21 protein-coding genes, 3 tRNA genes and 3 pseudogenes are annotated in these 25,102 nt (G+C 39.6%); 16 read left to right on the forward strand and 11 right to left on the reverse strand.

What is annotated here, in order from left to right:
* On the reverse strand, positions 1–1,103 hold a 1,103-nt coding region (locus tag DYI81_RS13115; protein WP_117007781.1), incomplete at its 3' end, for an aldehyde dehydrogenase family protein.
* A 210-nt stretch (positions 1,104–1,313) separates the two neighbouring features.
* On the opposite strand from DYI81_RS13115, the gene DYI81_RS13120 reads away from it, so the two are divergent.
* Positions 1,314–2,501: a transcriptional regulator gene (locus DYI81_RS13120; protein ID WP_117007782.1), complete on the forward strand. Its 1,188-nt coding sequence runs from the start codon at positions 1,314–1,316 to the stop codon at positions 2,499–2,501.
* Between the two features lie 9 nt (positions 2,502–2,510).
* Here DYI81_RS13120 and DYI81_RS13125 read toward each other — a convergent pair.
* The 3 genes and pseudogenes from DYI81_RS13125 to DYI81_RS13135 all read right to left on the reverse strand — a co-directional run bounded on the left by DYI81_RS13125 (position 2,511) and on the right by DYI81_RS13135 (position 6,248).
* Positions 2,511–3,479: pseudogene (locus DYI81_RS13125) on the reverse strand (alpha/beta hydrolase).
* A gap of 147 nt (positions 3,480–3,626) precedes the next feature.
* Positions 3,627–4,838 (reverse strand): iron-containing alcohol dehydrogenase, encoded by a 1,212-nt coding sequence (locus DYI81_RS13130; protein ID WP_117007783.1) that lies wholly within the window; start codon positions 4,836–4,838, stop codon positions 3,627–3,629.
* A 479-nt stretch (positions 4,839–5,317) separates the two neighbouring features.
* Positions 5,318–6,248: pseudogene (locus tag DYI81_RS13135) on the reverse strand (IS5 family transposase).
* On the opposite strand from DYI81_RS13135, the gene DYI81_RS13140 reads away from it, so the two are divergent.
* The 3 genes from DYI81_RS13140 (at position 6,247) to DYI81_RS13150 (ending at position 8,419) form a co-directional block, all read left to right on the forward strand.
* Positions 6,247–7,569 (forward strand): ISNCY family transposase, encoded by a 1,323-nt coding sequence (locus DYI81_RS13140; RefSeq protein WP_117007785.1) that lies wholly within the window; start codon positions 6,247–6,249, stop codon positions 7,567–7,569. The pseudogene DYI81_RS13135 and the gene DYI81_RS13140 sit on opposite strands and share 2 nt — an antisense overlap.
* Positions 7,570–7,830: 261 nt before the next feature.
* Positions 7,831–8,118 carry a BrnT family toxin gene (locus tag DYI81_RS13145; RefSeq protein ID WP_117007786.1) on the forward strand — a complete coding sequence of 96 codons (288 nt, stop codon included), beginning with the start codon at positions 7,831–7,833 and terminating at the stop codon, positions 8,116–8,118.
* The gene (locus DYI81_RS13150; RefSeq protein WP_117007787.1) at positions 8,105–8,419 is read left to right on the forward strand and encodes a BrnA antitoxin family protein; all 315 of its coding nucleotides are present in this window, start codon (positions 8,105–8,107) and stop codon (positions 8,417–8,419) included. Before DYI81_RS13145 ends, DYI81_RS13150 begins: the two co-directional genes overlap by 14 nt.
* Positions 8,420–8,655: 236 nt before the next feature.
* Here the strand turns inward: DYI81_RS13150 and DYI81_RS13155 are convergent.
* The 4 genes and pseudogenes from DYI81_RS13155 to DYI81_RS13170 all read right to left on the reverse strand — a co-directional run.
* Positions 8,656–10,647, reverse strand: a pseudogene (locus DYI81_RS13155) (tyrosine-type recombinase/integrase); the annotation flags it as partial.
* Positions 10,648–10,816: 169 nt separating this feature from the next.
* Positions 10,817–10,892 (reverse strand) — tRNA-Gly (locus tag DYI81_RS13160).
* 46 nt (positions 10,893–10,938) lie between these two features.
* Positions 10,939–11,014 (reverse strand) — tRNA-Gly (locus DYI81_RS13165).
* A gap of 47 nt (positions 11,015–11,061) precedes the next feature.
* A tRNA-Gly gene (locus tag DYI81_RS13170) sits at positions 11,062–11,134 on the reverse strand.
* A 203-nt stretch (positions 11,135–11,337) separates the two neighbouring features.
* Here DYI81_RS13170 and DYI81_RS13180 point away from each other — a divergent pair.
* From DYI81_RS13180 to DYI81_RS13200, 5 genes are all read left to right on the forward strand, one after another.
* The gene (locus tag DYI81_RS13180) at positions 11,338–11,649 is read left to right on the forward strand and encodes a BolA family protein (RefSeq protein WP_106985333.1); all 312 of its coding nucleotides are present in this window, start codon (positions 11,338–11,340) and stop codon (positions 11,647–11,649) included.
* A 6-nt stretch (positions 11,650–11,655) separates the two neighbouring features.
* Complete coding sequence (locus tag DYI81_RS13185; RefSeq protein ID WP_117007789.1) at positions 11,656–12,048, forward strand: SirB2 family protein; 393 nt, start codon at positions 11,656–11,658, stop codon at positions 12,046–12,048.
* Between the two features lie 89 nt (positions 12,049–12,137).
* Positions 12,138–12,974, forward strand: coding sequence for a ParA family protein (locus DYI81_RS13190; RefSeq protein ID WP_106985270.1), 837 nt, complete (start codon positions 12,138–12,140; stop codon positions 12,972–12,974).
* A gap of 12 nt (positions 12,975–12,986) precedes the next feature.
* Complete coding sequence (locus DYI81_RS13195) at positions 12,987–13,382, forward strand: hypothetical protein (protein ID WP_117007790.1); 396 nt, start codon at positions 12,987–12,989, stop codon at positions 13,380–13,382.
* A gap of 330 nt (positions 13,383–13,712) precedes the next feature.
* Positions 13,713–14,309, forward strand: a complete 597-nt coding sequence (locus tag DYI81_RS13200) for a threonine transporter RhtB (RefSeq protein WP_117007791.1) — start codon at positions 13,713–13,715, stop codon at positions 14,307–14,309.
* A gap of 11 nt (positions 14,310–14,320) precedes the next feature.
* Here DYI81_RS13200 and DYI81_RS13205 read toward each other — a convergent pair whose 3' ends face one another.
* A complete protein-coding gene (locus tag DYI81_RS13205) occupies positions 14,321–14,962 on the reverse strand; it encodes a DedA family protein (RefSeq protein WP_106985272.1) in 642 nt (213 codons plus the stop codon).
* A 193-nt stretch (positions 14,963–15,155) separates the two neighbouring features.
* On the opposite strand from DYI81_RS13205, the gene DYI81_RS13210 reads away from it, so the two are divergent.
* The 5 genes from DYI81_RS13210 (at position 15,156) to DYI81_RS13230 (ending at position 20,878) form a co-directional block, all read left to right on the forward strand.
* Complete coding sequence (locus DYI81_RS13210) at positions 15,156–15,575, forward strand: DoxX family protein (protein WP_117007792.1); 420 nt, start codon at positions 15,156–15,158, stop codon at positions 15,573–15,575.
* Between the two features lie 142 nt (positions 15,576–15,717).
* Positions 15,718–16,083: a NirD/YgiW/YdeI family stress tolerance protein gene (locus DYI81_RS13215; RefSeq protein WP_117007793.1), complete on the forward strand. Its 366-nt coding sequence runs from the start codon at positions 15,718–15,720 to the stop codon at positions 16,081–16,083.
* Positions 16,084–16,268: 185 nt separating this feature from the next.
* The gene (gene guaA, locus DYI81_RS13220) at positions 16,269–17,837 is read left to right on the forward strand and encodes a glutamine-hydrolyzing GMP synthase (protein WP_117007794.1); all 1,569 of its coding nucleotides are present in this window, start codon (positions 16,269–16,271) and stop codon (positions 17,835–17,837) included.
* Positions 17,838–18,008: 171 nt separating this feature from the next.
* The gene (locus tag DYI81_RS13225; protein WP_117007795.1) at positions 18,009–19,754 is read left to right on the forward strand and encodes an AAA family ATPase; all 1,746 of its coding nucleotides are present in this window, start codon (positions 18,009–18,011) and stop codon (positions 19,752–19,754) included.
* 14 nt (positions 19,755–19,768) lie between these two features.
* Positions 19,769–20,878, forward strand: coding sequence for a hypothetical protein (locus tag DYI81_RS13230; protein WP_117007796.1), 1,110 nt, complete (start codon positions 19,769–19,771; stop codon positions 20,876–20,878).
* Here DYI81_RS13230 and DYI81_RS13235 read toward each other — a convergent pair.
* Both DYI81_RS13235 and DYI81_RS13240 read right to left on the reverse strand, forming a co-directional pair.
* Complete coding sequence (locus DYI81_RS13235) at positions 20,817–21,824, reverse strand: DNA cytosine methyltransferase (RefSeq protein ID WP_117007797.1); 1,008 nt, start codon at positions 21,822–21,824, stop codon at positions 20,817–20,819. The two genes, DYI81_RS13230 and DYI81_RS13235, sit on opposite strands and share 62 nt — an antisense overlap.
* An 81-nt stretch (positions 21,825–21,905) precedes the next feature.
* A complete protein-coding gene (locus tag DYI81_RS13240; RefSeq protein ID WP_171356364.1) occupies positions 21,906–23,225 on the reverse strand; it encodes a GGDEF domain-containing protein in 1,320 nt (439 codons plus the stop codon).
* Positions 23,226–23,639: 414 nt separating this feature from the next.
* On the opposite strand from DYI81_RS13240, the gene DYI81_RS13245 reads away from it, so the two are divergent.
* Together DYI81_RS13245 and DYI81_RS13250 are read left to right on the forward strand one after the other, a co-directional pair.
* Positions 23,640–24,587, forward strand: a complete 948-nt coding sequence (locus DYI81_RS13245) for a pirin family protein (protein ID WP_117007799.1) — start codon at positions 23,640–23,642, stop codon at positions 24,585–24,587.
* Positions 24,588–24,663: 76 nt separating this feature from the next.
* The gene (locus DYI81_RS13250; RefSeq protein ID WP_106985280.1) at positions 24,664–25,062 is read left to right on the forward strand and encodes an OsmC family protein; all 399 of its coding nucleotides are present in this window, start codon (positions 24,664–24,666) and stop codon (positions 25,060–25,062) included.
* Positions 25,063–25,102 lie beyond the last annotated feature (40 nt).

Below are 25,102 nucleotides of genomic sequence, written 5' to 3' on the forward strand. Positions count from 1 at the left end.
GTCAGCACTTGCGCGCCTTCTGCGCGGCCTGTGGCGATACAGCCCAAAATTTTATCTTGTTGCTCTTGCGAAGCTTGAGCGCCAATCATGGTGTCGGTATCTAGTGGGTGGCCGGTCTTAATGCGCTTTACACGTTCAATGGCTTTTTCAAGGAATTTGTCTGCAATGCTTTCATGAACTAAAGCACGTGAAGGACAGGTACAAATTTCACCTTGGTTGAGTGCGAACATGGCAAAGCCTTCCAGCGCTTTATCCAAAAAGTCATCGTCTTGATCCATCACATCTTCAAAGAAAATGTTTGGTGATTTGCCACCTAGTTCCAGTGTTACAGGAATAATATTTTCAGTGGCATACTGCATGATCATTTGGCCGACAGCCGTAGAACCCGTAAATGCAATTTTGGCAATACGTGGATTAGTTGCTAATGGACGGCCGACTTCTACGCCGTATCCGTTGACAATATTCAGTACGCCAGCAGGTAGGATGTCTTGGATTAATTCTGCCAAAACCAAAATGCTGGCCGGAGTTTGCTCAGCAGGTTTAAGCACAATGCAGTTACCCGCAGCCAAGGCAGGTGCAAGTTTCCAAGCCGCCATTAAGATAGGGAAGTTCCAAGGAATAATTTGCCCCACAACACCCAAAGGTTCATGGAAATGGTAAGCAATGGTGTCACCATCAATTTCCGAAATACCGCCTTCTTGTGCGCGGATGCAGCTAGCAAAATAACGGAAGTGGTCAATGGTGAGTGGAATATCTGCAGCCAGTGTTTCGCGGATCGGTTTGCCGTTGTCCCAGGTTTCTGCAACGGCCAATAATTCTAGATTTTCTTCTAAGCGATCTGCAATTTTCAGTAACAGATTAGAGCGTGTGGTTGGGGAGGTGTTATTCCATTCGGCTTTGGCTGCGTGGGCTGCATCGAGCGCTAACTCAATATCTTCTGCAGATGAGCGCGGAATTTTGGTAAATGCTTTGCCGTCAACGGGGGAGATGTTGTCAAAATATTCGCCTTTGACCGGTGCGACCCATTTGCCCCCAATAAAATTTTCATATTGTGACTTAAATTGGACTTTTGAACCGTTTTGATTTGGATCTGCGTAACGCATACATATATTCCTTTGTTTATTATGATGTTTTCTGTCACCAAGCGTATACAGCTTTGGTATAAGGTACTTTTGCACATTATTTGATTAGCATACTTACTATAAGGTTGGAAAAAGGTTGGTTGTTGGTCTGTTTACAAGTGGCTGACAAAAAACGTTACAAGGCAAAGAGGATGGCATAACAATAATCAACCCGAGTTGAGAAACTCTAGGATGGCAGAGATGAAAAATTTAATTGAAAAACGTAAGAAAATAGAACAGTTTAGACAAAGTAATAGCCTCTCGCCACAGCATGCGGAACAGCTGGGACAGAGTATTCATAGTTCGTGGCGCAGATCACATTCTGCAGCTATTCCTAAAGACAGAATTGCAGCGCCACTGCAACAAGATAGGGAGCAAGTGCCCGATGCATTGCAACGCGCTTTAAATCGCTGCGCAGACGACTTGAAACATATTGCTGAGCAGTCATCAATGGTTGTGGCTGTGGGCGATGTGGGGAGCACCATTGTCTGGAGTGCATCCAGTCGGCAAATGCAAAGCGCTGCCGAAAGCGTGCACTTTATGCAGGGCGGACAGTGGAAAGAAGAATTGGTTGGAACCAATGCTTTGGCATTGTCGCTAAAGACGCAACAATCCAGCTGTGTGTTTTCCAATGAACACTATATGACTTCCATTCATGACTGGGTCTGCTATGCAGCACCAATTATTGATCCCTATTCAAAACAAGTGTTGGGCGTGATTGACTTATCGACCACATGGCAACATCACAACAGCTTAGGTTTGTTGGCTGCTGAACGCTGTGCGTCCATTGTGCAGGCGGCATTACTCGAACAACATCAACAGCAGTTATATATCCGTGCATTCGCAGCTTCACAGGTTTTGTTTAACGGCAAAATGCTGGTGATGACACCGCGCCAAATTGAAATTTTAACCATTCTTGCACTCTGTCCGCAGGGCATGACCTTAGATACTTTACATCAGGCTTTATATGGTGAGCGCAAAGTTAGTATAGGCACTTTAAAGGCCGAAATGTCACAGCTACGTGATGTGCTGGGAGGCATGCTGGGCTCACGGCCATATCGAATTTTAGCCAACGTGGAGGCAGATTTTTTACAGGCAGAACAAGCACTGGATGCAGGCTATACTGAGTCGGCTTTAAAGTTATGTTCGGGCGTATTTTTAGCAAAAACTGAAAGCCCGTTTTTATGCGCATGGCGTGACTGCTTAGAGTCACGTTTGAGTGATGCAATTTTTAAGGCCGATGAAACCGATGTGTTGCTCAAGCACGTCGCGCGTTTTCCAGAAGCCGTTGATGCAGTAGAAAGATTGATTGAGTTGATGCCGAAGAATCATCCCGTGCATCAGCATCTACTTCGGAGCAAAGCATTCAACGGTAACTAAGTTGTAGTATTACAGCCCTTTGCTGTCAAGCCAGTTGAATAGTTGCTGATAGACATTGTGTCGTACGGATTTTTCGGACAGCACCAAATCATGCAAGCCATTTTGAATGCTTTGAATACTGACATCACCCTGAATTTTCTCAGCATATTTTTGAATGTCTTTGACGCCTAAAATCACATCGCTACTTTGCGCATCTTTGCCCCATTTACGTGGATTCTTGGTTTGATGTGAGTGCATCACCAATACGGGTACATCGATTTGCACACCTTGATGAATTTCTTTTTGCGCTTCATGTATGGCAGTCACAAAACTCAGACGAACCATTGGATATTTGCTTTTTTTCCAGTCAAGGCTAAAGTCCCATTCGCCCTTTAAATCCTTATGTAGGCTAGCGGTATACCATTTATTGAGTTCGCTGGGAAATTGTAAATCTGGAAATAATTTTCCAATACGGCTCAACTGTGGTACACCCAATTTGCGCTTAATCGGATTCATATTGAAATCATAAAAAGGACTGTTGACCCAGAGCGCTTTAATCAGCGGATGATTCGGATGATGCGCTGCATATAAGGTCGTGGTTAAACCACCTGTAGAGTGCCCACAGAGCAAAACTGCATCATGGCCTTCGGTGCCAATAATCTCGAGCGCTTGATCAATTTCCGCATCATATTCGCTAATGTCACGCACATTATAATATTTTTGATGTGTCAGAATTGAGCGCCCGTATTTACGTAAATCCAGTGCATAAAAATCGAAACCGTGCTGATTAAACTGCTCAGCCATTTCAGTCTGAAAAAAATAATCAATAAAACCATGAATGTATAAAACGGCTTTTTTTGTAGCTGTGTCGGCTTTTTTTCAAACTAAAGTCGCTGTAACAGCACCTTCAAAATCGTCTGGAAAGTTTAAAGTGGTTTGCTCATAGCCTGTACCAAGGTGATCGGGCTGATAGGTTGGAGAGGTGTGGACTGCTGACATATTTTGCTCTGTTTTTATTGCCGCGGATGCCTCTCATCCTTGATGAACTATGGAATTTTGTCAACAGCAAAGCTAAAAAGCACTTTAAGCGCGCGATGAATGGATTAAGCGCTTAAAGTGCAGTTGGGGTGGGAGAGTACTTATTGCTTAGCCTGCTGCTTTAAAGCTCTGTACAGTTGCGCTTGGCTTTAATGCGGCTTTAAAGATATCGACCACTTGTGCATGTGTTGCTTTGCGTGGGTTGGTCAGCATGCAGGCATCTTTTTGCGCATTTTCAGACATAACGCTGAGATCTTGTTCTTTTACGCCAAGCTCTGACAAGCTAGAAGGAATACCAATAGATGCAGACAGTGCACGTATCGCATCAATGGCTGCAAAGGCTGCTTCATTGATAGTCAGTCCGTCTGTATTTACGCCCATCAACTGCGCAATACGGGCATAGCGGTCTGGACAAGCGATTAAATTAAACTCGCATACATGCGGTAGTAATACGGCATTGCAGACACCATGTGGTAGGTTGTAGAAACCGCCTAATTGATGCGCCATTGCATGTACATAACCTAATGATGCGTTGTTAAAAGCCATACCTGCAAGATATTGTGCATAGCTCATCGCATCACGTGCTTCTAGGTTTTCACCATTTGCCACAGCTGGGCTCAGCCATTCACTGATCATGCTGATGGCTTTTTCTGCGCAAGCGTCGGTAATTGGGTTGGCTGCTGTAGATACATAAGCTTCGACCGCATGTGTAAGGGCATCCATACCTGTTGCTGCTGTAAGCGCAGCAGGTTTTGCGATCATGAGTTTTGGATCATCAATTGCGATGAGTGGGGTACAGCGCCAGTCCACAATAGCCATTTTTACGTGCGTGTCTGTGTTGGTAATAATACAGAAACGTGTCATTTCTGAAGCCGTACCCGCAGTGGTATTAATCGCAATCAACGGTGTCATAGGCACGGTGCTTTTATCAATGCCTTCATAATCACGGATATGGCCACCACCTGCGGTTACCAAGCCAATGCCTTTGGCACAGTCATGTGAAGAACCACCACCCAGTGACACAATAAAATCACAGCCTTGGTCGTTATATTCTTTTACGCCATTATGCACGTTAATGTCGGTCGGATTAGGTTCTGCGCCAGGGAAAATATGGCTATCTACGCCAGCTTCTTTCAGATAGCCTGCGATGGTGTCCGCGACGCCAAATTTAAACAGGCCAGCATCGGTGACGATCAATGCTTTTTTGGCACCGAGATTTTGTGCTTTTGCACCAATTTCTTTGGCACAGCCTGGGCCGAAAAGTGAAACACAAGGGATGTAAAAACCGTTTGTTTGATCTGCAATATTTTTAAAAGCCATGGTGCGATTCCTTCTACCATTATTTATCATCATTGTTATGGGTGATGCTTACCCTAAAATGAGTATTCAATAGCGCTTAAAAAAAATACACCTACCAAAGACCTACCATGTATAAGGTTTTATTCTTGGCAAAGAAAATTTATATCTAATGTTTTTTAAATATTTGACTTTAGAAGATTTATATTAAATTAAACAACAATTAAAATTTTTTAAAACATAGTGTTATGTCATGCTGCTAAGGCAAAGATGTTTAAAACACAAGCTTGATAAATCTTAATTTTTAATTGATAATAATTATCATTAATTTTAAAAAAACATGATTCCTTCTTTCTAGCTTCAGAAGGCAGGGCAGATAGCACGTATTCATAATTGCCTTGTGTCTTCTGTAATTGCACCAGAATACTGCTTCCTCAAAACACTTTTGCACGGCTTTGTTGCACAAAGATTTGAAATGCAAAGCGCCCCTAATTGAGCTAAATTTAAGGCGTAACTTGGGTAAGTGGTCGACCTAATTCCGTAAATCTGTTAAGGACTGCTACACGTGCATGGATCTCATTCACTTGGCTATCAAAAACTCCTTGCACTGAGTTTATCTCCTAATAATTTGATGCAATGCATCTTAGTTTCAACCAAACTTCGCCGATGATAGCCTGACCATTTTTTCCATAGTGTCCTGCCTAAACGTTTAATTGTTCGAAGTAATTCATTTCGCTCTAGCGAGCTACTCTTTGTATCTTTCCATGGTTTCGCATTTTTTCTAGGTGGAATCACCGCATGCGCTTGCCGATCTGCAATGACCTGACGGCATTGCTTGGTGTCATAAGCTCCATCGGTATAAACAGAGTTAATCTGCTCATCTTGTGGAATCTGATTAAGTAAATCACCAAGCACCTGTGAATCACTGACATTATTGGTTGTAAGCTGAACTGCTCGTATTTGTAGGGTTTTAGCATCTATACCAATATGAAGTTTACGCCCTTGGCGACGATATTCAGGTCCATGTTTCTTGCGCTTCCATTCGCTCTCACCTAGAAACTTCATGCCTGTAGAGTCCATGAGTAGATGCAGCCCATCGCTACTTTTTTGGTAGCTGATTGCAATATCAATATGCTTTTGTCTTCTACAAAGCGTACTGTAATCTGGTGCTGTCCAATTTAATCTGCAAAGTATAATCAGACTTTGCACAAAGCCAGTAACCATACGTAAAGACAGACGGAATAAGGATTTAATCATTAAGCAGCATTGGATGGCTGCGTCGGAGTAGGTTTGATTTCGCCCTTGTTTGCCTTTTGATGGCGCATACCATTGCGTAGCAGGATCAAACCAAATGGCAATATTTCCGCGACTCATGAGTGCTCGGTTATATGCGGGCCAATTGGTTGTGCGGTAGATGTTGTGTGTAGGCTTCATGTCTGACAAAGAAATTCAACGGCTTGCAGTTCTGCAAGACGTTCGAGATCATCGTATTACCCAGGTCCGTGCTGCTGAAATCCTGAATCTTTCCACCCGTCAAATTACCCGGTTATTGCAGAAGCTAAAGCAAGACGGTGTTTCAGGCCTGACACATGCCAGTCGTGGTCAACCTGGCCATCGACGCCATGATGAAGCCGTAAAGTCTGAATGCCTTTCCATTATTTCTGAACATCTGCTGGGCTTTGGACCCACCTTGGCGCATGAGAAGCTCAGCAGCATGTTTGACCTGAATATCCCGGTAGAAACGCTTCGGCGCTGGATGACGGCCAATGACCTGTGGATTCCGCGATCCAAACGCCTGAAACGTCCATATCAGCCTAGATATAACCGTGATTGCTTCGGTGAACTGATCCAGATTGATGGCTCATATCATGACTGGTTTGAAGGTCGCGCTGCCAAATGCTGTTTGCTAGTCTATATTGATGATGCCACTGGAAAGCTGTTGCATCTGCGCTTTTGTGAGGCTGAAACCACCTTTGACTATATGCTTTCGACCAAAGCCTACATTGAGCAATACGGCAAGCCTCTGGCCTTTTATAGCGACAAACATTCGGTATTCAGAGTGAACCAGAAATCCAGTCAGGACAGCCAGATCACACAATTTGGACGAATTCTCAGCGAGTTAAACATTGATATTATCTTTGCCAATTCACCACAAGCCAAAGGGCGTGTGGAACGTGCCAATAGAACACTTCAGGATCGTCTGATCAAGGAAATGCGTCTGGAAGGCATCAGTTCGATTACGGAAGCAAATGCCTGGCTTCCCTGTTTTATTGAGCAGTTCAATCTAAAATTTGCCAAGTGTGCGAGAAATTCCAAGAACTTACATCGCCCTCTAACAGAGTCTGATACTGAGCTGGATGATGTGTTTACCTGGCAGGAACCGCGTAAGGTCACGAGGAGCCTGACCATTACTTATGACAAATGTATTTATCTGATTGAGCCCACAGCGCTGAATTATAAGCTCGCTGGGCAATACATTACCTTCATGGAATATCCAGATGGTACTGTGGCAATCATGCATGAGGGACGAAAGCTCAACTACAGTATTTTTAACAAGTTGGCTGGATTACAGCAGAATGAAGTGGTTGAGCATAAAAGATTAGGCTCAGTTCTGGCCCATATTCAGCAACAACATGAAGAGTTGGAAAAACAAAATAAACGTACTCGTGCCAAGAAAAGTATGCCAAGTCGTAAAGCTCAGAAGGCTGTGATTGAACAAAGAAATTTAAATCCTGTTCTTGACTGTTGTAATTAAAAACAGGACATTTTAAATGGTTTTTCGCATAGACATTTTAATTGGGGAATAACAGTATTGTAAAAACACGTTGTTTTTCATATAGTTAAAATTTTTTAACCGACCTTAAAAACAGTGAAAAGCTGGCTTGGAAACATGTCGGCTTTTTTATGAGCGATTTTGATACTTCTTGCCACTAATTTTGACCAGAAATTACGCTTTTCAACTTGAGTGATACAATTTTGTGATACATTATTGTATATACAAATTTGAATGTTTTTTATGGAACAGTATTTTGAATGGGATGAGGTTAAGAATCGAAAGAATCAGAAAAAGCATGATATCTCTTTTGAAACTGCCAGCCTTGTATTTGAAGATCCTCTTCGAATCTCAATTCAAGACAGACATACCAATGGGGAAGAGCGTTGGCAAACCATTGGTAGGGTAAAAGGCGTACTAATGCTGTTAGTTGCTCACACCATCTTTGATGAAGATGACTGTGAAATCATACGAATTATTAGTGCAAGACAAGTAACCAAAGTGGAGCGAAATCAATATGAGCATGGTTAGATATACACGCAAAGAGCTGAATGAAAACTTCAGTGACAAGCAAGATGCTGAAATTAAACGCTTGCTTGCTAAGGGAGCTGTGCCTGATGATCAATTAGACCTGTCTGATATTCCCGAAATCACCGACTGGAGTAATGCAGTTCGTCACGGACAATTTTATCGTCCAGTCAAGCAACAGACTTCAGTTCGTCTGGATGCTGATGTACTCGCATGGTTGAAATCGCAAGGTAAAGGTTATCAAACACGTATGAACAAAATTTTACGTGAAGCAATGCTGAAAGAATTAAAAAATCATCAATAAAAATGGGAGCAATAGGCTCCCATTTTTATGACTTCACATAACATAATGGATACACAGTCCAGCGATTCAATCGTATTCATGGTGTAAATTGCTTTGTATGTCTATTAGATGGAGGATTCCTAATCCTTGTAAAACGAATAAAAATATTCAATCATTTTTAAGCGAAAGCCATTTCAATGACTTTCGCTTTTTTAAGTATAGTGAGAATTAGAAATATGCCCTAAAAAAGCTGATTATTAAATATGAAAAACAATCATTAGATACATCAGTAGCTTGAAAACACCGAGTGCTTTAGCATTTTTGCATTTGAAACAGAATTTAATTCGTTTTTCATCCTCATTGAGGCTGAAATTTTCTGTCCGTAATCCCAAATCCTGTAATGTATTTTTGAGCTGTTCTTTGTTCTGTGGAGAAAGTTCGAGATGAAGATATTTTTTAGGAAATAAACTGCCGATAAAAGACAGAAATTTTTTCAGTTGCCGTTTTTCATTCAGTTCAAAAATTAACTGGGCTGAATTGGGCTGAACTTTTTCAAGATAAATTGAGTAGATCGTATGAAACTGTTTTTTGTATTTACTTTGTACATTTGCATAACGCTCCTGAACATGTTGAATGACCTTTTTTTCCTCCTGATTGGTTGGCAACATGGTGACCAATGCATTCGGAGTTTTCCTTAAAAAATCTGTGGTAAATAACCTCGATGATTTTTTTTGGTTTACACAGGAGGTTTTCAAATGCTGGGCTCTAGCACGTAATTCTTGCGCGATTTGCAAAGGAATGGCTTCAGGTAACATAAGGTCTTGTTCTTTTTCTACTGCAAGAATGTGATGCAATAATTCAAAAGTCATCTCTGAGTCATGAGCTCCTAGCATCAGTGAATCAGGCGATTTCTGTTGTTCTGGTTGATATTGATGATCATGTTGCCTGTAACGGTCTTTAGTGAGTTGATCAAATAAAAACTGTTTGATCTCCCGTTGCTGAACAGGATATTTAATAGCATCATCATGTTTCAGAATATTAAAATAGGCTTCTTTAGGAAGCGGGCTGTGCATTTGATTCAGCTGGTAGCTAATTGCTAGATGCATTAAATGCAGATAGCTTGAACAAGTGGTTTCAGGCGTTAGGTGCCTGGCAAAATGAGAAAGTGCATACCAGGTTTGCTGAGTATTTCTGTTTCGCAACAATGCATAACGGATACGTAATTGCTCATGTGGGCTATAGTCAGTAAATGCATCTGCAAGTGTTGAGTTTTTTAAAATCAGGTAAAGATGATTAAATGCAGAATGGCGCAGACTATGGTAAGTAAAATTGTGTTCTCCAAAAACTGGCTGGATCAATTGTTTCAATAGGGAATTCACTTCATTTTCATGAGTTTCTTCTAAGGACTGTTTTAAAAATAGCGGTTGTGCAACTGATTTTCCTTGTTCTTTTAGCAGACGTTTTCTATTCTGACTATATGTTTTAAATGCATGTAATTCGTCGGCTTTAAGTAGATGATGCAGGGGAATCTTGCGGTAAGCTGAGTAGCTTTTTTGATTTTTATTGCGATTGTTGCGAATGGTGAGTATCACAGCATCTTCACTAATAAATAGATCACGTACGAAGACATTCAATGTTTCATTGATCCGTAGTCCGGCTCTGAAACCCAGAATAAAAATCAGTTTAAACATATTTTTATCCTGAACTGAAATACCTTGAGTATTTTCGAGTTGCTCTAGCATATGGTGAAAAATATGGGGCGAGATCAATGCGGTTCTGCAGATTTTTACCTGGATTAAATTATCTAGATCGATAGTGGGTGCGTTAAAAAATAAGGTCTGTTTGTGATGAAACTCCTGTAGGCGTTTTTGTAAAGTCTCTCTAGTTGTTTCTTTCTTTAATAAAAGCATTTCTCCATACATATCTTCAAAATCGGCATTTGAAAATGATGAAATGTCTTTGTTTTGCGTTGCCTGCAGCCAATGGACTGCAAACTGTGAAAACATGGTCTTCAGAGAACTTTGCTTGACCGGCTGAAAATCTGCACGTATAAGCTTGCGCTTAAATCGTTGCTGCTGCTGAATAATATGATTGAGAAGGTCCAGTTGAGGTTCCGTTAATTTTGAGCGTAGAATGCTCCACAGCAGCAAACGTTCCAAGGCTGGAGACTGTTTTTTAGCATATAATTCTATGAGTTGATCGCTATAGTTTTTTGCACGAATAGTTTGACGTATTTCTACTAAAATATCGACTTCATCTAACGTAATAGTGACCGTAGGCTTTTTCTGAGGTTTTTCACAAATATTCTGAACTGTATGGGTAGGCGTGGGTTTAGTAAATAATTCTAATTAGATTAAAAAACATTAATTAAATCAACAATAAAAAAGCCCCCATCTTTCGATGAGGGCTTTTTGAATTTGGAGCGGGAAAGGAGACTCGAACTCCCGACCCCAACCTTGGCAAGGTTATGCTCTACCAACTGAGCTATTCCCGCGGAGTCTATCCTGTTTTTTTACTAAAAAACTGAATCGAAAAAAATTTGGAGCGGGAAAGGAGACTCGAACTCCCGACCCCAACCTTGGCAAGGTTATGCTCTACCAACTGAGCTATTCCCGCGGAGTCTATCCAATTTTTTAAATAAAAAACCGAATGAAAAAATTTTGAGCGGGAAAGGAGACTCGAACTCCCGACCCCAACCTTGGCAAGGTTATGCTCTACCAACTGAGCTATTCCCGCATGCCACGTATAATACAGTAAAGCCTTTTTCGGTCAATAGAATTATGCAAAAGCTTGTGTTGTTTGCATAAAATAAAATCAATTTTTGCAATTTTAAGCTGTTTTTTTCAGCGCAGGCTGTTTTTTTCGTCTGTGCGCTGGCGCAATGCCACGAAAGAAGCATGTATACTCAAACGATAAATTTGGATTTTTGGAGTCAGGTCTTGAACTTGGAGCAACAATTGATTGAGCGTTTACAGCAATTAACGCCAAGTCATTTAGAGGTGGTGAACGAATCTGCTGGGCATGGTGGTTATTTCCCAGGTAAAGAGTCACACTTTAAAGCAATCATTGTGAGCGAAGCCTTTAGTGGCTTACGTTTAGTCCAGCGCCACCAAAAAGTATATAGCGCTGCAGGTGACTTATTAGGTGCAGGTAAAATCCATGCTTTGGCAATTCATGCTTTTTTGCCTGAAGAATGGGCAGGACAAGCCACACCGAGCCCAGAATGTGCTCATGCACCTAAAGCGGAATAAGTCACGATGGATACACATTTACTGATTAAAATTGTACACATGAGTGGTGCAGCGTTGGCATGCTTGGCCGTTTTAGTACGTGCATTTACCCTATTTCAAGGGGTACAAGGCAATCAGCCAAACCCCGTAGCACGTAAATTGTTTGTTGCGTTACAGCATGGTGCCATGACGCTCATTGCATTGACGGGCATTGTTTTATTGTGGATGAAAAACTTTGATGTGCAGCCTTGGTTTTATGCCAAAGTGGTGTTGTTTTTAGTTTTGTTGTCTTCTTTGGGTAAAGCTTACCGCAAGGGAGATGAGATCTTATTGGTACAACGCCGTGCAGGTCTATTTTTGGCGGTGCTATCTTTAGTTTCAATTATTGGTTTAGTGATTTTAAAGCCAAACTTTGGTTAATTGTCCGACATGATTGGGCAAGCCAAATTGGGTCTTGGTTAAACTAAGACCCATCGATGAATATCAATAATAAAATTTGAGGGGACAACATGCGGACGCGCGTGGTATTTAATCAAAAGGGTGGGGTTGGTAAATCCAGTATTACCGTCAATTTGGCAGCCATTAGTGCTCATCAAGGTCTAAAAACTTTGGTGATTGACTTAGACCCACAAGCCAACTCGAGTCAATATTTGTTAGGCGATGACGCAACTTATTCGGCAGACAAACCTGCACTTGAGCCAAATATTGAAAATTATTTTGAGGACGTTTTAGGCGCACCCCAAAGTAAAGGCCTATTAGGCAATGCCATTGGTTCATTGTTAAAAAATCGTTCCAAAGGTCTTGAAGGCTATGTGCATCAATCGCCATTTAAAAATTTAGACGTGATTCCTGCCAGCCCAAGTTTAGGTGCTTTGGCGCATGTATTAGAATCTAAGCATAAAATTTATAAGCTCCGCGATGCATTGCAACAGCTAAATGGGCAATATGATCGGATCTTTATTGATACGCCACCTGCATTTAACTTTTTTACCTTATCGGCTTTAATTGCGGCGGATCGTGTATTAATTCCTTTTGATTGCGATGTATTTTCTAAGCGTGCCTTACAAACCCTGATTGAAAATGTGATTGAAACTCAAGATGATCATAATGATCGCTTAGAAATTGAAGGCATTGTCGTCAATCAGTTTCAGGCACAGGCTAAATTACCGCGTGAGGTGGTACAGCAATTAAAGGATGAAGGTTTACCTGTTTTAGAGAGCATGTTGCCACCGTCTATTATTATGAAAGAATCGCATCATAAAAATCAGCCATTGATTCATTTGGCTGCAGAACATAAATTGACGCAAGCCTATCAATTATTGTTCAATGAAATTGAAAAGAAGTAGTTTGAGAACAGAATGAAAGCGATCTATGTCAGCCTTTTGGCTACAAGTACAATGCTCTTAGGTGCTTGTGCAACGACGGTAAAACCAACTTATGTCTCACCAACGCAGTATCAAGCACTGAGTTGCTACCAATTGCAAAGTGAGTACAACCGAATTCAGCGACATTTAAATGATGGTGTACAACCTGCAAAACGTACAGGTATGGGGATCGGGCTTGGTTTAGGCGGTGGTTGGGGAAGTCGTGGTGGCTGGGGTATTGGACCGAGTGTATCTGTGAATATGGGACAATCATCCAATACCAAAAATACTGAAATTGCTCGTTTAAAAGGGGAGCAAGAAGCGGTATTACAAGCTGCCAATTTTAAAGGTTGTGCAATGGTTCCACGTACAGCAACACCTGCAAAATAATCATTCGATCTGATGCTTGGCCTGTCATGTGCCACAGGCTGAGCATGAGAAAAGTGTAATAAAATTTGTCTTTTTCTTTACATTCTCTTGGCCTCTTTATGGCCAGCTCAGTATTAAATAAAAGCCCCGCTTTAAATTTAAATTATTTTTATAAATCAGTATCTTTTTATTATTCTTTGATTTGTCTTACATGCTTTTTTGCAAATTTTGCATACAGCTTTGTCTTGCTTTGTGATGGCTTAAATACATTTTTTTGATCGGATACGTACTTGTTTTTTGTCAATCTTGGCAGATAATGGCGATCGATTTTTGTTGAATTTCTTAGGTTTTATGATTGAGAGTTGGCTTTTTGTATTGGCTGTGATTGCCGTTCTGATGACACCAGGACCGACGAATGCCTTACTAGCAAGCTCAGCGCATCAGCAGGGTGTTGCGAAAACCAGTCTGTTTATTCCTGCACAGTTTTTTGGTTATTTTTATGCCATTAACTTGTGGGCCTTGCTCATTCATCTAAGTTCACCGACTTGGCCACATTTAATCTTAATTTTGCATCTTTTTAGCGTGGGCTATGTGTTTTGGCTGGCGTTTCATTTATGGACGGCCAAACATTTACAGCAACATAATGCGCGTTTTAATGGCATTCGACCGCATCAATTATTTTTTTCGACCTTAAAAAATCCAAAGGCTTTGCTTTTTGCTGCCGGGATTTTTCCACTCAATACATGGGACAATCCGACCAGTTTTATTTTGGTATTTGCGGTTTTTAGCTTAGTGCTTTGCCCAGTGGCGATGTTTTGGATGGCTTTTGGTCGTGCTATTTTGGCGGGAAATTTAAAGCAAATAAAAGCCGATCTTTTATATAAAGGATCGGCCATGTTATTGGTGTTATGTATGTGCCCAGTGATTATGCGATTTTTTTCGGCATAAAGGGCAAGCACTTATGCTGAAGGATTAGACTTTTTCAGCTTTTGGCGAATAAAACCAATGATGCCGGGTAAAACACTGATGATAATGATGCCGAAAATAAGATGAGTAAAATTGTCTTTTACAATCGGCATATTGCCAAATAAGTAACCCAATAAAATGAATGAACCTGTCCAGCAGAACGCACCAATGACGTTATAAGTCAGGAAGAATTTGTAATTCATACTGCCTGCACCAGCTACAAAAGGTGCAAAGGTACGCGCAAACGGAATGAAACGCGCAAAAATAATGGTTTTACCACCATGTTTTTCAAAGAATTTTTGTGTTGCAATCAAATGCTGTTTATTAATAAAACGCGATTCAATTTCAAACACACGTGGGCCAATATACTTACCAATATGATAGTTTAGCGTATCACCCAACACAGCCGCCATAAACAATAAGATAAACAATACCCAAGGATTCATTGCACCAGTAGATGCAGCCAATGCCCCTGCAGCAAATAATAGACTATCGCCAGGTAAAAACGGCATCACCACAAGGCCAGTTTCTACAAAAATAATCAGGAAAAGAATGGCATAAATCCATCCCCCATAATTACGAATGAATTCGAGTAAATGGGTATCGACATGCAATATAAAATCAATAAGTTCCATGAATATTCAACACATAAAAATGTGGTTTGATGCTATCAGCACCCTTATAGAAAGTCAGTATTAATTACAGACTAATTTATCATTAATTTGTTCTATTTATAGGACGAAGGTTATTAGAAATCAGGTTTATTCCGAAAAGGCAACAAAATAACATAGCCACATCAAATGAACAGATTTTAATCAGGTGAATAAGATGTTAAATCCAAATACTGTGCTGAAACAGGCGAGTGAAAATCCTGTCGTGAGTGCATTGAGTTCTGTAATAGGGCGCGCACTATTGGCTTTTATTTTTATTATTGCGGGCTGGGGTAAGCTAACGGCTTATCAAGCAACACAAGGTTATATGGAAGCAATGGGTGTTCCTGGTGGCTTATTACCTTTGACTATTTTAATGGAATTGGGTGGAGGCATAGCCATTTTACTGGGCTTACAAACACGTCTTGTTGCATTGGGTTTAGCCGGTTTTAGCATAGTGACGGCGCTTATTTTCCACTCAGGTGCAGAAGACAGCATTAACTTGATGAAAAACTTAGCTATGTCTGGTGGTTTTATCTTCTTGGCACTGCATGGTGCAGGCAAAATTAGTCTAGATGCTTTATTTGAAAAATCATAATAGTATCAGTATCTTATTGCTATATAAAGCGGTCATAAGACCGCTTTAATTTTGCGTATAACATTTACAAAAAGGCACATCTAAGCGGGCAGAATTTTGTTTAGATAGAATTTCAAATAAATACAAATATAGAGACAAAATAATGAATAAATATCGAATAGCGTGGGTGCTTGTTGGTTCATTGGCTCTATCTGAACATGCCTTGGCACAACAAGATGTGATACAGACCACTCAGCAAGCAGAGCAACATGCGGTACACGTTGCTGACATTAAACATTTGGCCAATGCAGATGTCGTCCAGCTGACGGGGACGTTGGTTAAACATTTGAATTTAGATAATTATGAATTTAACGATGGGACAGGGTTAATTTTATTAGAAATGAATGAAAAAACTTGGAAAGCAGCAGGTATACATGCTGGAGATCAAGTGCATATTGATGCTGAAGTTGCTAAGCATAGCTATAAGCCTACAGGTTTGCATGTCCTAAAAATTGAAAAAGCGACCTGAAGATAATTTTACTTTGCTGAGCATACCTTTTTGCAAATCATGACTGTCGGTATGTCTCAGCATAAAAGCAGTGTGATGCAAGGAGATTGTTTGTTTTTAGAGCTTGTCCGAATAATGTGCGTTAGCCTGAGAAAAATGATAGAATGGCGCGCTAATCCTTCGTTAGCCTTTCATAGTTGTTTGTCATGACTACCAATACTCAAATTACCGAAGATCGTATCCTCATTTTGGATTTCGGCTCGCAATATAGTCAGTTAATTGCACGTCGCGTACGTGAAGCTGGCGTATATTCTGAAATGTATGCTTTTGATATGTCTGAAGAAGACATTCGCGCATTTAATCCAAACGGTATCATCTTATCAGGTGGCCCAGAAAGCGTTTATGTTGATGGTAGCCCTCGCGCACCTCAAGTTGTGTTTGAGCTTGGTGTTCCTGTTCTAGGGATTTGCTATGGCCTTCAAACCATGTCACAACAACTTGGCGGTAAAGTAGAGCCAGGTGATGTGCATGAATTTGGTTATGCAGAAGTAGATATTCAAGTTCGTGACAAATTGATTGGTGATCTTGAAGATTCTGCAGACAAGCTTAAAGTTTGGATGAGTCATGGCGATAAAGTGACTGCCATTCCAGAAGGCTTCCAAGTCACTGCAAGCACACCAAGTTGCCCATTTGCCATGGTGTCTGACGAAGCGCGTCGTTTCTACGGTATTCAATTCCACCCAGAAGTAACACACACTGCAAAAGGTGCTGAATTACTGTCGAACTTCGTTCACGGTATTTGTGGTTGCCGTAGCTTGTGGAATTCTGAAAATATCATCGATTTACGTGTAGAACAACTTCGCGCGCAAATTGGCGATCAAAAAGTTCTTTTAGGTCTTTCAGGTGGTGTTGACTCATCTGTTGTGGCTGCACTTTTACACCGCGCGATTGGCGATCAATTGACATGTGTATTTGTAGATAACGGTTTACTTCGTTTGAACGAAGGCGAACAAGTGATGGACATGTTTGCGAAAAACATGGGTATCCGTGTGATTCGTGCCGATGCTGAAAATCGCTTCTTAACTGCGCTTGCAGGCGAAGTTGATCCTGAGAAAAAACGTAAAATTATTGGTCGTGAGTTCATCGAAGTATTTGCTGAAGAAGCACGTAAGCTTGACGGCGTAAACTTCCTTGCTCAAGGTACAATTTACCCTGACGTGATTGAATCTGCTGCCACTAAAAATGGTAAAGCGCACGTTATTAAATCACACCATAACGTGGGTGGTTTACCAGAAGATTTAGCGTTTGAATTGGTTGAACCAATCCGTGATTTGTTCAAAGACGAAGTACGCCGTTTAGGTACAACTTTAGGTCTTCCATTTGAAATGCTTTACCGTCATCCATTCCCAGGTCCAGGCCTTGGCGTACGTATCTTGGGTGAAGTGAAGAAAGAATATGCTGACATTTTACGTCTTGCAGATGACATCTTCATGCAAGAGCTTCGTGCAAGCGGTTGGTATGATAAAACTGCTCAAGCATTTGCAGTATTTCAACCTGTTAAATCAGTTGGTGTTGTAGGTGATGGTCGTCGTTATGCATGGGTCATTGCGCTTCGTGCGGTTGAAACTGTTGACTTTATGACAGCACGTTTCGCTCACCTTCCATACGACTTAGTAGACAAGATTTCTACACGTATCATGAATGAAATTGCTGAAGTTTCTCGTGTTGTTTATGACGTTTCGTCTAAACCACCTGCTACGATTGAATGGGAGTAATTTAGGGGTATCAAGAAACGACGTTTCTTGCCTAAATTAGGCCGAAAGCTATGCTTGAGGCAGTGAGGGATTTATAAATTTAATCTCTAATTTTCAATAAAAAAAGACGCTTAGGCGTCTTTTTTTATGCCTATAATATTGATAGAACATGAATAATTTTACAGGGTACTTATGTCTTTTTTTTCAATTCGTACAAATGATCAGGATTCAATTAGAAAAATTCTAAGTAAAGAAAAAAATATCATTATTCCTGGGATAACTTGGTTATTTGAAAGGGTTGAAATTGATGATCTAGCTTTTGTTGTCTTAAGTGGGGATGAGGGAAAGAAAGAAGTAGCCTATTCAAATGGTTTGAAAGCAATTGCAAAAATAAGAGAAAAAACGATCAATGAATATAAAGATGAGGCTAAAACCAAGATAAAGTCTTATTCTATTCATTTAGATATTATTAGTTTTTTGCCAGAGGTTATTACTAAAAGAGACTTTTATTTATATCCAGACTTGTTGGATTGTCCGAGCATTGGTCCTGAAACAAAAAGTTCACCGAATCAAGCATTAGGGCAAGTTGAGGCTGGTATTAGCGTTCTACAGGCAGTGAATGATCTATATCCAAATGAATTACCACAAGAATTATTGGATTTAATTCCAAGTGATCTAGGCTTAAACAAGGCTGACTTAAAAGATGCTAAAAAAAGTTTAGAGAAAGTGCCTCAAATATTAGATCGAGAAGTATTGGTTGGTGAGTTTGTAAAATGGTTTAATAAACCAGAGAACTTTAAAAAATCATATGATGGAGTAATTCAGGAAAAAGTCATTTTAAGTTGGGACGAGATTTTTTTTGATAGCAAATTGTTTAATATTGATGTTAATGATCTTAAGCAATCAATTCAGACAGTTAAAGTCTTGAAGAAAGAAGGTGATGAACAGAATGAGAGCTGGAATTCATTTAGTGAATATGTCAGTAAAGGAGTTCCTAAAGCTGTATTAGGGGATAATAATTATTTAAAATTTTTAGATGAGTTTGATTTCGGCCAATTCATACAAGATGAAAAATATGAGTTAAAGCATGTAATCGAAAAAGGATGTTTCATAGACGAAAATGTTTTATCTAACTATCTTCTACAGTTAAAGCAGAAGAAAAATATTATTTTACAAGGTCCACCTGGAACAGGAAAAACATGGTTAGCACAGCAACTAGCTAAAATTATAGTTCAGTATCCTAATCAGCAAAATATTCAAAATGTTCAGTTCCACCCTAATTATTCTTATGAAGACCTAATTCGTGGTTGGCGTCCACGTTCAGATGGTAAGCTGGAATTGGTTGATGGACCTTTTTTAGCAATGATTGATTTAGCAAAACAATACCCAGCTCAAAGCTTTGTGTTCATTTTTGATGAAATTAATCGTGGCGACCCATCGGTAATTTTTGGTGAGATGCTGACTTTACTGGAAAATAGTAAGCGAAGCGAACAATATGCACTTAGTTTGACATATAGGAAGCATGAACTGGAAAAGGTTTATATTCCAGATAATCTTTATATCATCGGTACGATGAATACAGCAGATAAGTCGCTTAATCATATGGATTTTGCATTTAGACGTCGTTTTAGCTTCTTTACTTTACAGCCATTGTTAAATGATGCTTGGGCAAGTTGGCTAGAAAAACAGTGTGGTATTAAAAAAGATTTCTCAGATCAAATACGTGATTTTGTGATGGAAGTTAATGCAAACATTGAAAAGAATAATGGCGTCGCTTATATGTTAGGCCACAGCTTTTTTGTCCCAGTTGACAAAGTTGGAGATACAGCAGAACAACTTCTGTGGATGCAGAATGTGGTGGAAAATGAGATTAAACCTTTATTGGCAGAATATTGGTATGACGATATAGAAAAAGCACAAAGTATAAGTTTTGAATAATTAGGGGAGTTGTTATGCCAAATATTCCTATTCAAAATTTATGGTTTTTAATGTTGTATGCTTCTGAATACTTACATCAAAATTTAACTGATCAATTTCAGTTGGAGCAGATGGACGGTTTGGAAGCATTGATAGGAAAAGTATTTTCTCAGCATTTGTCAGATTATATACATCAACATTTAAGAAAACAGTTAAAGGCCAAATCAAAAGAGCTTGCTGTAGTAAAAGGAAAAATTGATTTTTATCAAACAGAAATCCGTCAGTCATTGGCGAAGGGACGGGTTTATTGTTCATATAATGAAACAACGTACAATACAAATCGTCATGCTTATATGATGAGTGCCTTAGAGTTAATTTTAACATTTGATCTTTCGACAACAGTTCGCAAACAGTTAATGAAGGATCAATTTGAACTGAAAAGTTATGGTGTGATAGCAAATTCAAAATATCGCTTAGATAGGGATCATTTTTCTAGTTTTGAACATGTGTGTAAACACGTTATCCATTTATCAAAATTGATACATGATATGAAATTGTTATCTACAGAAACTGGTGATTCGATACAGCCAAAATTGATGTTAACGAATGAAAAAATAAGAAAAATTTTTGAAAAGGGGATTGCTGGATTCTTTAAATTAAATCTAGACAAAGGAAAATATAGGTTTATTTCTGAGCAAGGTTCTAAAGTTGATCTAGATTTAGAAAATCCTTATGGAGGTGTTTATAAATGCTTTCCACATATGTATCTTGATATGATGATTCAAACAAAATTGAAAGATTTTGGATTGATTATTGATACAAAATTTACAGATATGCTTAAAAATGAAAGGAATGGTAAAAGACAAATTAGTAGTGAATATATCCGCCAAATTTATACCTATACAATGAGCTATAAAATTGCAGACCCAGATAGTCATTATGCTGGAATGCTACTTTATCCTCTAGTTGATGAAAATTTTGAAATGAGTGTAAAAATGTTAGGGGTTCCTCTTTATTTTTATACGGTGGATTTAAGTCAGAAAATACCGGATATCCACCGACAATTAATTAAAATGATTGATGTTATTTTTGAGGAACTAAAACTTCCAAAATCTGTTCCCCAATTCGTTGAATCAATGGCATAGTGACGGAATTTCCTGCTTGCATATACAATGCACTATTTGACATTTTTTCAGGGAAAATCATTTGATTCACGGGGTAGCCTTGAAACGCAAAGCACTCTTTTGGTGTAAGTTTACGGATTCCATTATTATCAAGCAACAACGGTACGTTATGACCACCTGCACCCATATTTGCTGTTAAAGTCGGGCAAACATTACTTTTATTTTCACGAACATATACACGACGCCACTGATACAAGGTGTCTCGAGAAGTCATGCTTTCACTTAATATTGGATAATACATGTGATCTTGTTTGTAATAATACTTCTGATCTACTTTCTCAGTTTCTAAAAAATCATGAATCGTCTTCGTTAATGGTATCGCTTCAGGAAATTGAAAATTAGCATGATTAGGAACTAGAGTTTCATGAAATGCCACAATAAAAATACGTTCACGATTTTGAGGTACATTGGCATGAATCATACTATTTAAAACTTGAAAATAAACGGCATAACCTAGTTCCTTTAAAGTGTTTTTAATTACTTCAAAGGTATTGCCTTTATCGTGAGAAACTAAATTTTTAACATTCTCTAAAAAAATTACACGGGGCTGATGTTTCTTTGCAATATCGACAATATCAAAAAATAAGGTCCCACGAGTTTCATTAAACCCTTTTTGATTACCCGCAATAGAAAAGGCTTGACAAGGAAAACCACCACATAAAATGTCAAATTGTTCAGGAATTTTAGCTTTAGTTTCGTCTAAAGTGATGTCACCCTCAGGATATTCACCATAATTTTGAAAATATGTTTCTTTTGCGTGTTGATTCCATTCACTAGTAAAAACACAACGTCCGTCAAGATTTTGTAATGCCATACGGAAACCACCGACACCTGCAAACAAATCTATAAATTCGAATTTTGGATTTGCTGGTTGAAGAAAAGGTGTTGGGAGTAAATCGGATTGCATGAACAGCTCAATTACAAACTTGTGAAAATTTTGCATTCATTGTAATTAAAAAATTAAAAATATAAAGCAAAAGCCCTGAGTTTATTTTGTATCGGCTAATTCAAAGTTATGTTTTGCATTCTTCAATGCTTTAATTCGTTCTATCGCTTCAGGATTTGGAAAGCTATGGGTTTGATCAGGTTTTTCAGTCATAGATACATCATAGCGAACAATACAATTTCGACCGTTGGCTTTGGCTTGATAGAGAGCAATATCGGCTTGTTTAATGAGCTCATCTAAACTTTGCTCAGGTGATCTGAGTTCAGCCACCCCAACAGAAACAGTGAACTTAAGTTTAACATCGGGTTTTAAATATAACTGAGCTTGAGAGATGCTGAGACGGATTCGCTCTGCAATCATTAAACAGTCATCAATTTGTGTTTCGGGGATCAGTGCAATAAATTCCTCACCGCCAAAGCGTGCCAAAATATCATGATGACGCATTTCTTTACGCGCTGTATTGGCAATAATCTGTAGGACTTGGTCACCAATATCATGGCCATGCTGATCATTGATTTTTTTAAAATGATCGACATCAAACATCAGTAAGCAGGTGCCTGCCGGTGTAGGCCATTCATGGATTTTATGCTCGGCGGCATACACAAATTGGCGGCGGTTATACAGCTGTGTCAGCTCATCTGTGTGTGCAAGGTCATTTAAATTATTCAGATACCATTCGTCTAATAAGGTTCTTAAAAAAGTACGGCGACCATTGAGCGTATTGTTCCAGCTAATATAAAGACTAAACAGACAAATCGGACCAAGGGTGAGCGCAAAAATAATGGCTTGTGGCGCAGACATCAGCATAAGTGCACCAAAGCCTGCAATCATGCAAATGAAAATAGAACAATAAATTGCGGGCTTAAAACTGACTTGTATACATATATTGGCAATCAATACAAAAATTACCGAGGTATATAAGTAATTGTCGCTCCACGGGCTATTGGATTGAAGCAACATATACACCCACAGTGCCGTACTGAGCACTGTACCAATCGGCAGTACCATATCTGCAATTTGAATATTTTTTCGAACACGAATTAAATAAAAACACGCACTCATTACAAAAAATGCCAGTCCTAAGCGAAAGCCTGCGGAATACAGTTGCATGTCTGCAATCACCAGCATATCGGCAAAGTAATACAGCAAGAAAACAAGCTGAGCAATGTAATTGGCTTGAATCAGGAAATGGCGTTGTTGGTAATATTGATAGTCTAAATATGCACGGCGAAAGCAGTCTGGAATAGGCGCGTGTTTATCCCTCAACGCCATCTCAATGACATTGCGATGCTCAGCATTACGTTCTTCTGGTTTGAGTAAATGTAATGTTGATGGGTAGGGCTGAGAAGCCCCATTCAGCATAGGCCTTGCTTTTGCCACCATATAATTATTCCTGCGTGGGGCAAGATGTATTGATTATTATGGAAAATAATAAATAAAAGGTATCCCTAGAAATAGGGAATTTATATTTTGTTTTTAACAATATATGCATAAATATTAATCTAAAAACTGAAAAAAATCAGTAGCAAATATGACCATTAATCCGAATACAGGAGTAATTTAAATATGTTTTTATATGAGTAGCTGAGTGTTATTGCTGTACTTCTTGCTTGAGTAACTGTGCTCAGAGACGATTGTGATGTCACAAAAATAAGATTGTCCTATTTATAAAATTCAGCATATTAATGGGAGTGTAGCTGAGCGATTCATAAGTCATTAATATAAGCTACATCAACCATCGCTTGAACCTGAATGGGTAAGTTTTAGGATAGAACTATGAGCAATAGCAATTATGATGAAATTTCACACTCTGATGATTGTGAAAAATATGTAAATCAATTTATTCAAAATTTCCCATTACGTCGTGCTGAAATTGGACAAGGTACGGTCATTAAGCGTGCATTACCAAGTCGTCATAAACGCATGATTGGCGCGTGGTGTTTCTTAGATCATGCTGGCCCAGTGGTGTTTCCACAAGGCGATGGCTTAGATGTTGGGCCACATCCACATATTGGCTTACAGACCTTCACTTGGATGATTGAAGGGACCATGATGCATACTGACAGTTTAGGAACGAAGCAGTTGATTCGCCCGCGTCAGGTCAATTTGATGACAGCAGGCTACGGCATTTCACATACTGAAGTGGCGCCTGATACAGAAACCCACATGCATGCCGCACAGTTATGGATTGCTTTGCCTGATGATAAAATCAATATGGCACCACAATTTGATCACTATCCTGAACTTCCTGTTGTACATCATGATGATGTTGCAATCACGGTCTTAGTGGGTGAGTTTTTAAAGACCAAGTCGCCTGTGGCGGTACATACAGAGCTTTTGGGTGTTGATTTAGAAGCCAAAGACAATAGCCGTACACGTTTGCCTTTAAATCCAAAATTTGAATATGGCTTTATGGCTTTGGAAGGTACGGCACACATTAATGGCCATGAATTAACAGCAGACAACATGGTGGTACTTGAGCCAGGTTTAGAACATGTAGATATTGAAATTCATGCCAACAGCCGTGTGTTGCTATTGGGCGGCGAACCGTTTGAATCACCTATTCTACTGTGGTGGAATTTTGTTGGTCGTACCCAAGAAGAGCTGAGCCTTGCACGTGAACAATGGATAAATGCCGATGCTCGTTTTGGCACAATTCCAGACTATGAAGGCCCACGTCTCGAAGCACCTGTCTTCCCAGATAAAATGCGTGCTTCAAAATAATGAATTGATTGTGTTGAGGTTCAGCTTATAGGCTGAACCTTTCGCTTTGTACAAATAAAACAGCTGGAGAATAACAATGGGATTAATTGCGAGCGCCAAAGTTCAGACTTTAACAGCACCATGGGCTGGTCAAATTACAAGTACTCAACATACTTTACTCACAGATAAGCCAGAATCTTTTGGTGGTGGCGACACGGGCTTGGCGCCCTATGATTTTATTTGTAGTGGCCTTATTTCATGCACCATGATTACCTTACGTATGTATGCACAGCATAAGGGATTGGAGCTTGGAGAGTTTAGTGTCGAAGCTGAGTTTCATGCCAATAAAGAAGGCAAGGAATGGATTGAACGTAAATTGCATTTTCAAACACCATTGAGTGAAGAGTTACAGCAAAAAGTATTGGCCATTAGCTCGAAAACGCCTGTAACCAAAACTTTACTGCGTAGTGTAGATATCAACACCGTATTGCTTTAAGCTGGAAGGCGGGTAAAAGACTGGTATTTGCACCCAATGT

The sequence above is a fragment of the Acinetobacter sp. SWAC5 genome (assembly GCF_003419885.1).
Taxonomy (GTDB): domain Bacteria; phylum Pseudomonadota; class Gammaproteobacteria; order Pseudomonadales; family Moraxellaceae; genus Acinetobacter; species Acinetobacter cumulans.

Bases quoted from the DNA above. Each gene is read 5' to 3' on its own strand.
- DYI81_RS13120 (WP_117007782.1), top strand. From the start codon at position 1,314: ATGGCAGAGATGAAAAATTTAATTGAAAAACGTAAGAAAATAGAACAG.
- DYI81_RS13130 (WP_117007783.1), bottom strand. From the start codon at position 4,838: ATGGCTTTTAAAAATATTGCAGATCAAACAAACGGTTTTTACATCCCT.
- DYI81_RS13140 (WP_117007785.1), top strand. From the start codon at position 6,247: ATGTCTGACAAAGAAATTCAACGGCTTGCAGTTCTGCAAGACGTTCGA.
- DYI81_RS13145 (WP_117007786.1), top strand. From the start codon at position 7,831: ATGGAACAGTATTTTGAATGGGATGAGGTTAAGAATCGAAAGAATCAG.
- DYI81_RS13150 (WP_117007787.1), top strand. From the start codon at position 8,105: ATGAGCATGGTTAGATATACACGCAAAGAGCTGAATGAAAACTTCAGT.
- DYI81_RS13185 (WP_117007789.1), top strand. From the start codon at position 11,656: ATGGATACACATTTACTGATTAAAATTGTACACATGAGTGGTGCAGCG.
- DYI81_RS13190 (WP_106985270.1), top strand. From the start codon at position 12,138: ATGCGGACGCGCGTGGTATTTAATCAAAAGGGTGGGGTTGGTAAATCC.
- DYI81_RS13195 (WP_117007790.1), top strand. From the start codon at position 12,987: ATGAAAGCGATCTATGTCAGCCTTTTGGCTACAAGTACAATGCTCTTA.
- DYI81_RS13200 (WP_117007791.1), top strand. From the start codon at position 13,713: ATGATTGAGAGTTGGCTTTTTGTATTGGCTGTGATTGCCGTTCTGATG.
- DYI81_RS13205 (WP_106985272.1), bottom strand. From the start codon at position 14,962: ATGGAACTTATTGATTTTATATTGCATGTCGATACCCATTTACTCGAA.
- DYI81_RS13210 (WP_117007792.1), top strand. From the start codon at position 15,156: ATGTTAAATCCAAATACTGTGCTGAAACAGGCGAGTGAAAATCCTGTC.
- DYI81_RS13215 (WP_117007793.1), top strand. From the start codon at position 15,718: ATGAATAAATATCGAATAGCGTGGGTGCTTGTTGGTTCATTGGCTCTA.
- guaA (WP_117007794.1), top strand. From the start codon at position 16,269: ATGACTACCAATACTCAAATTACCGAAGATCGTATCCTCATTTTGGAT.
- DYI81_RS13225 (WP_117007795.1), top strand. From the start codon at position 18,009: ATGTCTTTTTTTTCAATTCGTACAAATGATCAGGATTCAATTAGAAAA.
- DYI81_RS13230 (WP_117007796.1), top strand. From the start codon at position 19,769: ATGCCAAATATTCCTATTCAAAATTTATGGTTTTTAATGTTGTATGCT.
- DYI81_RS13235 (WP_117007797.1), bottom strand. From the start codon at position 21,824: ATGCAATCCGATTTACTCCCAACACCTTTTCTTCAACCAGCAAATCCA.
- DYI81_RS13240 (WP_171356364.1), bottom strand. From the start codon at position 23,225: ATGCTGAATGGGGCTTCTCAGCCCTACCCATCAACATTACATTTACTC.
- DYI81_RS13245 (WP_117007799.1), top strand. From the start codon at position 23,640: ATGAGCAATAGCAATTATGATGAAATTTCACACTCTGATGATTGTGAA.
- DYI81_RS13250 (WP_106985280.1), top strand. From the start codon at position 24,664: ATGGGATTAATTGCGAGCGCCAAAGTTCAGACTTTAACAGCACCATGG.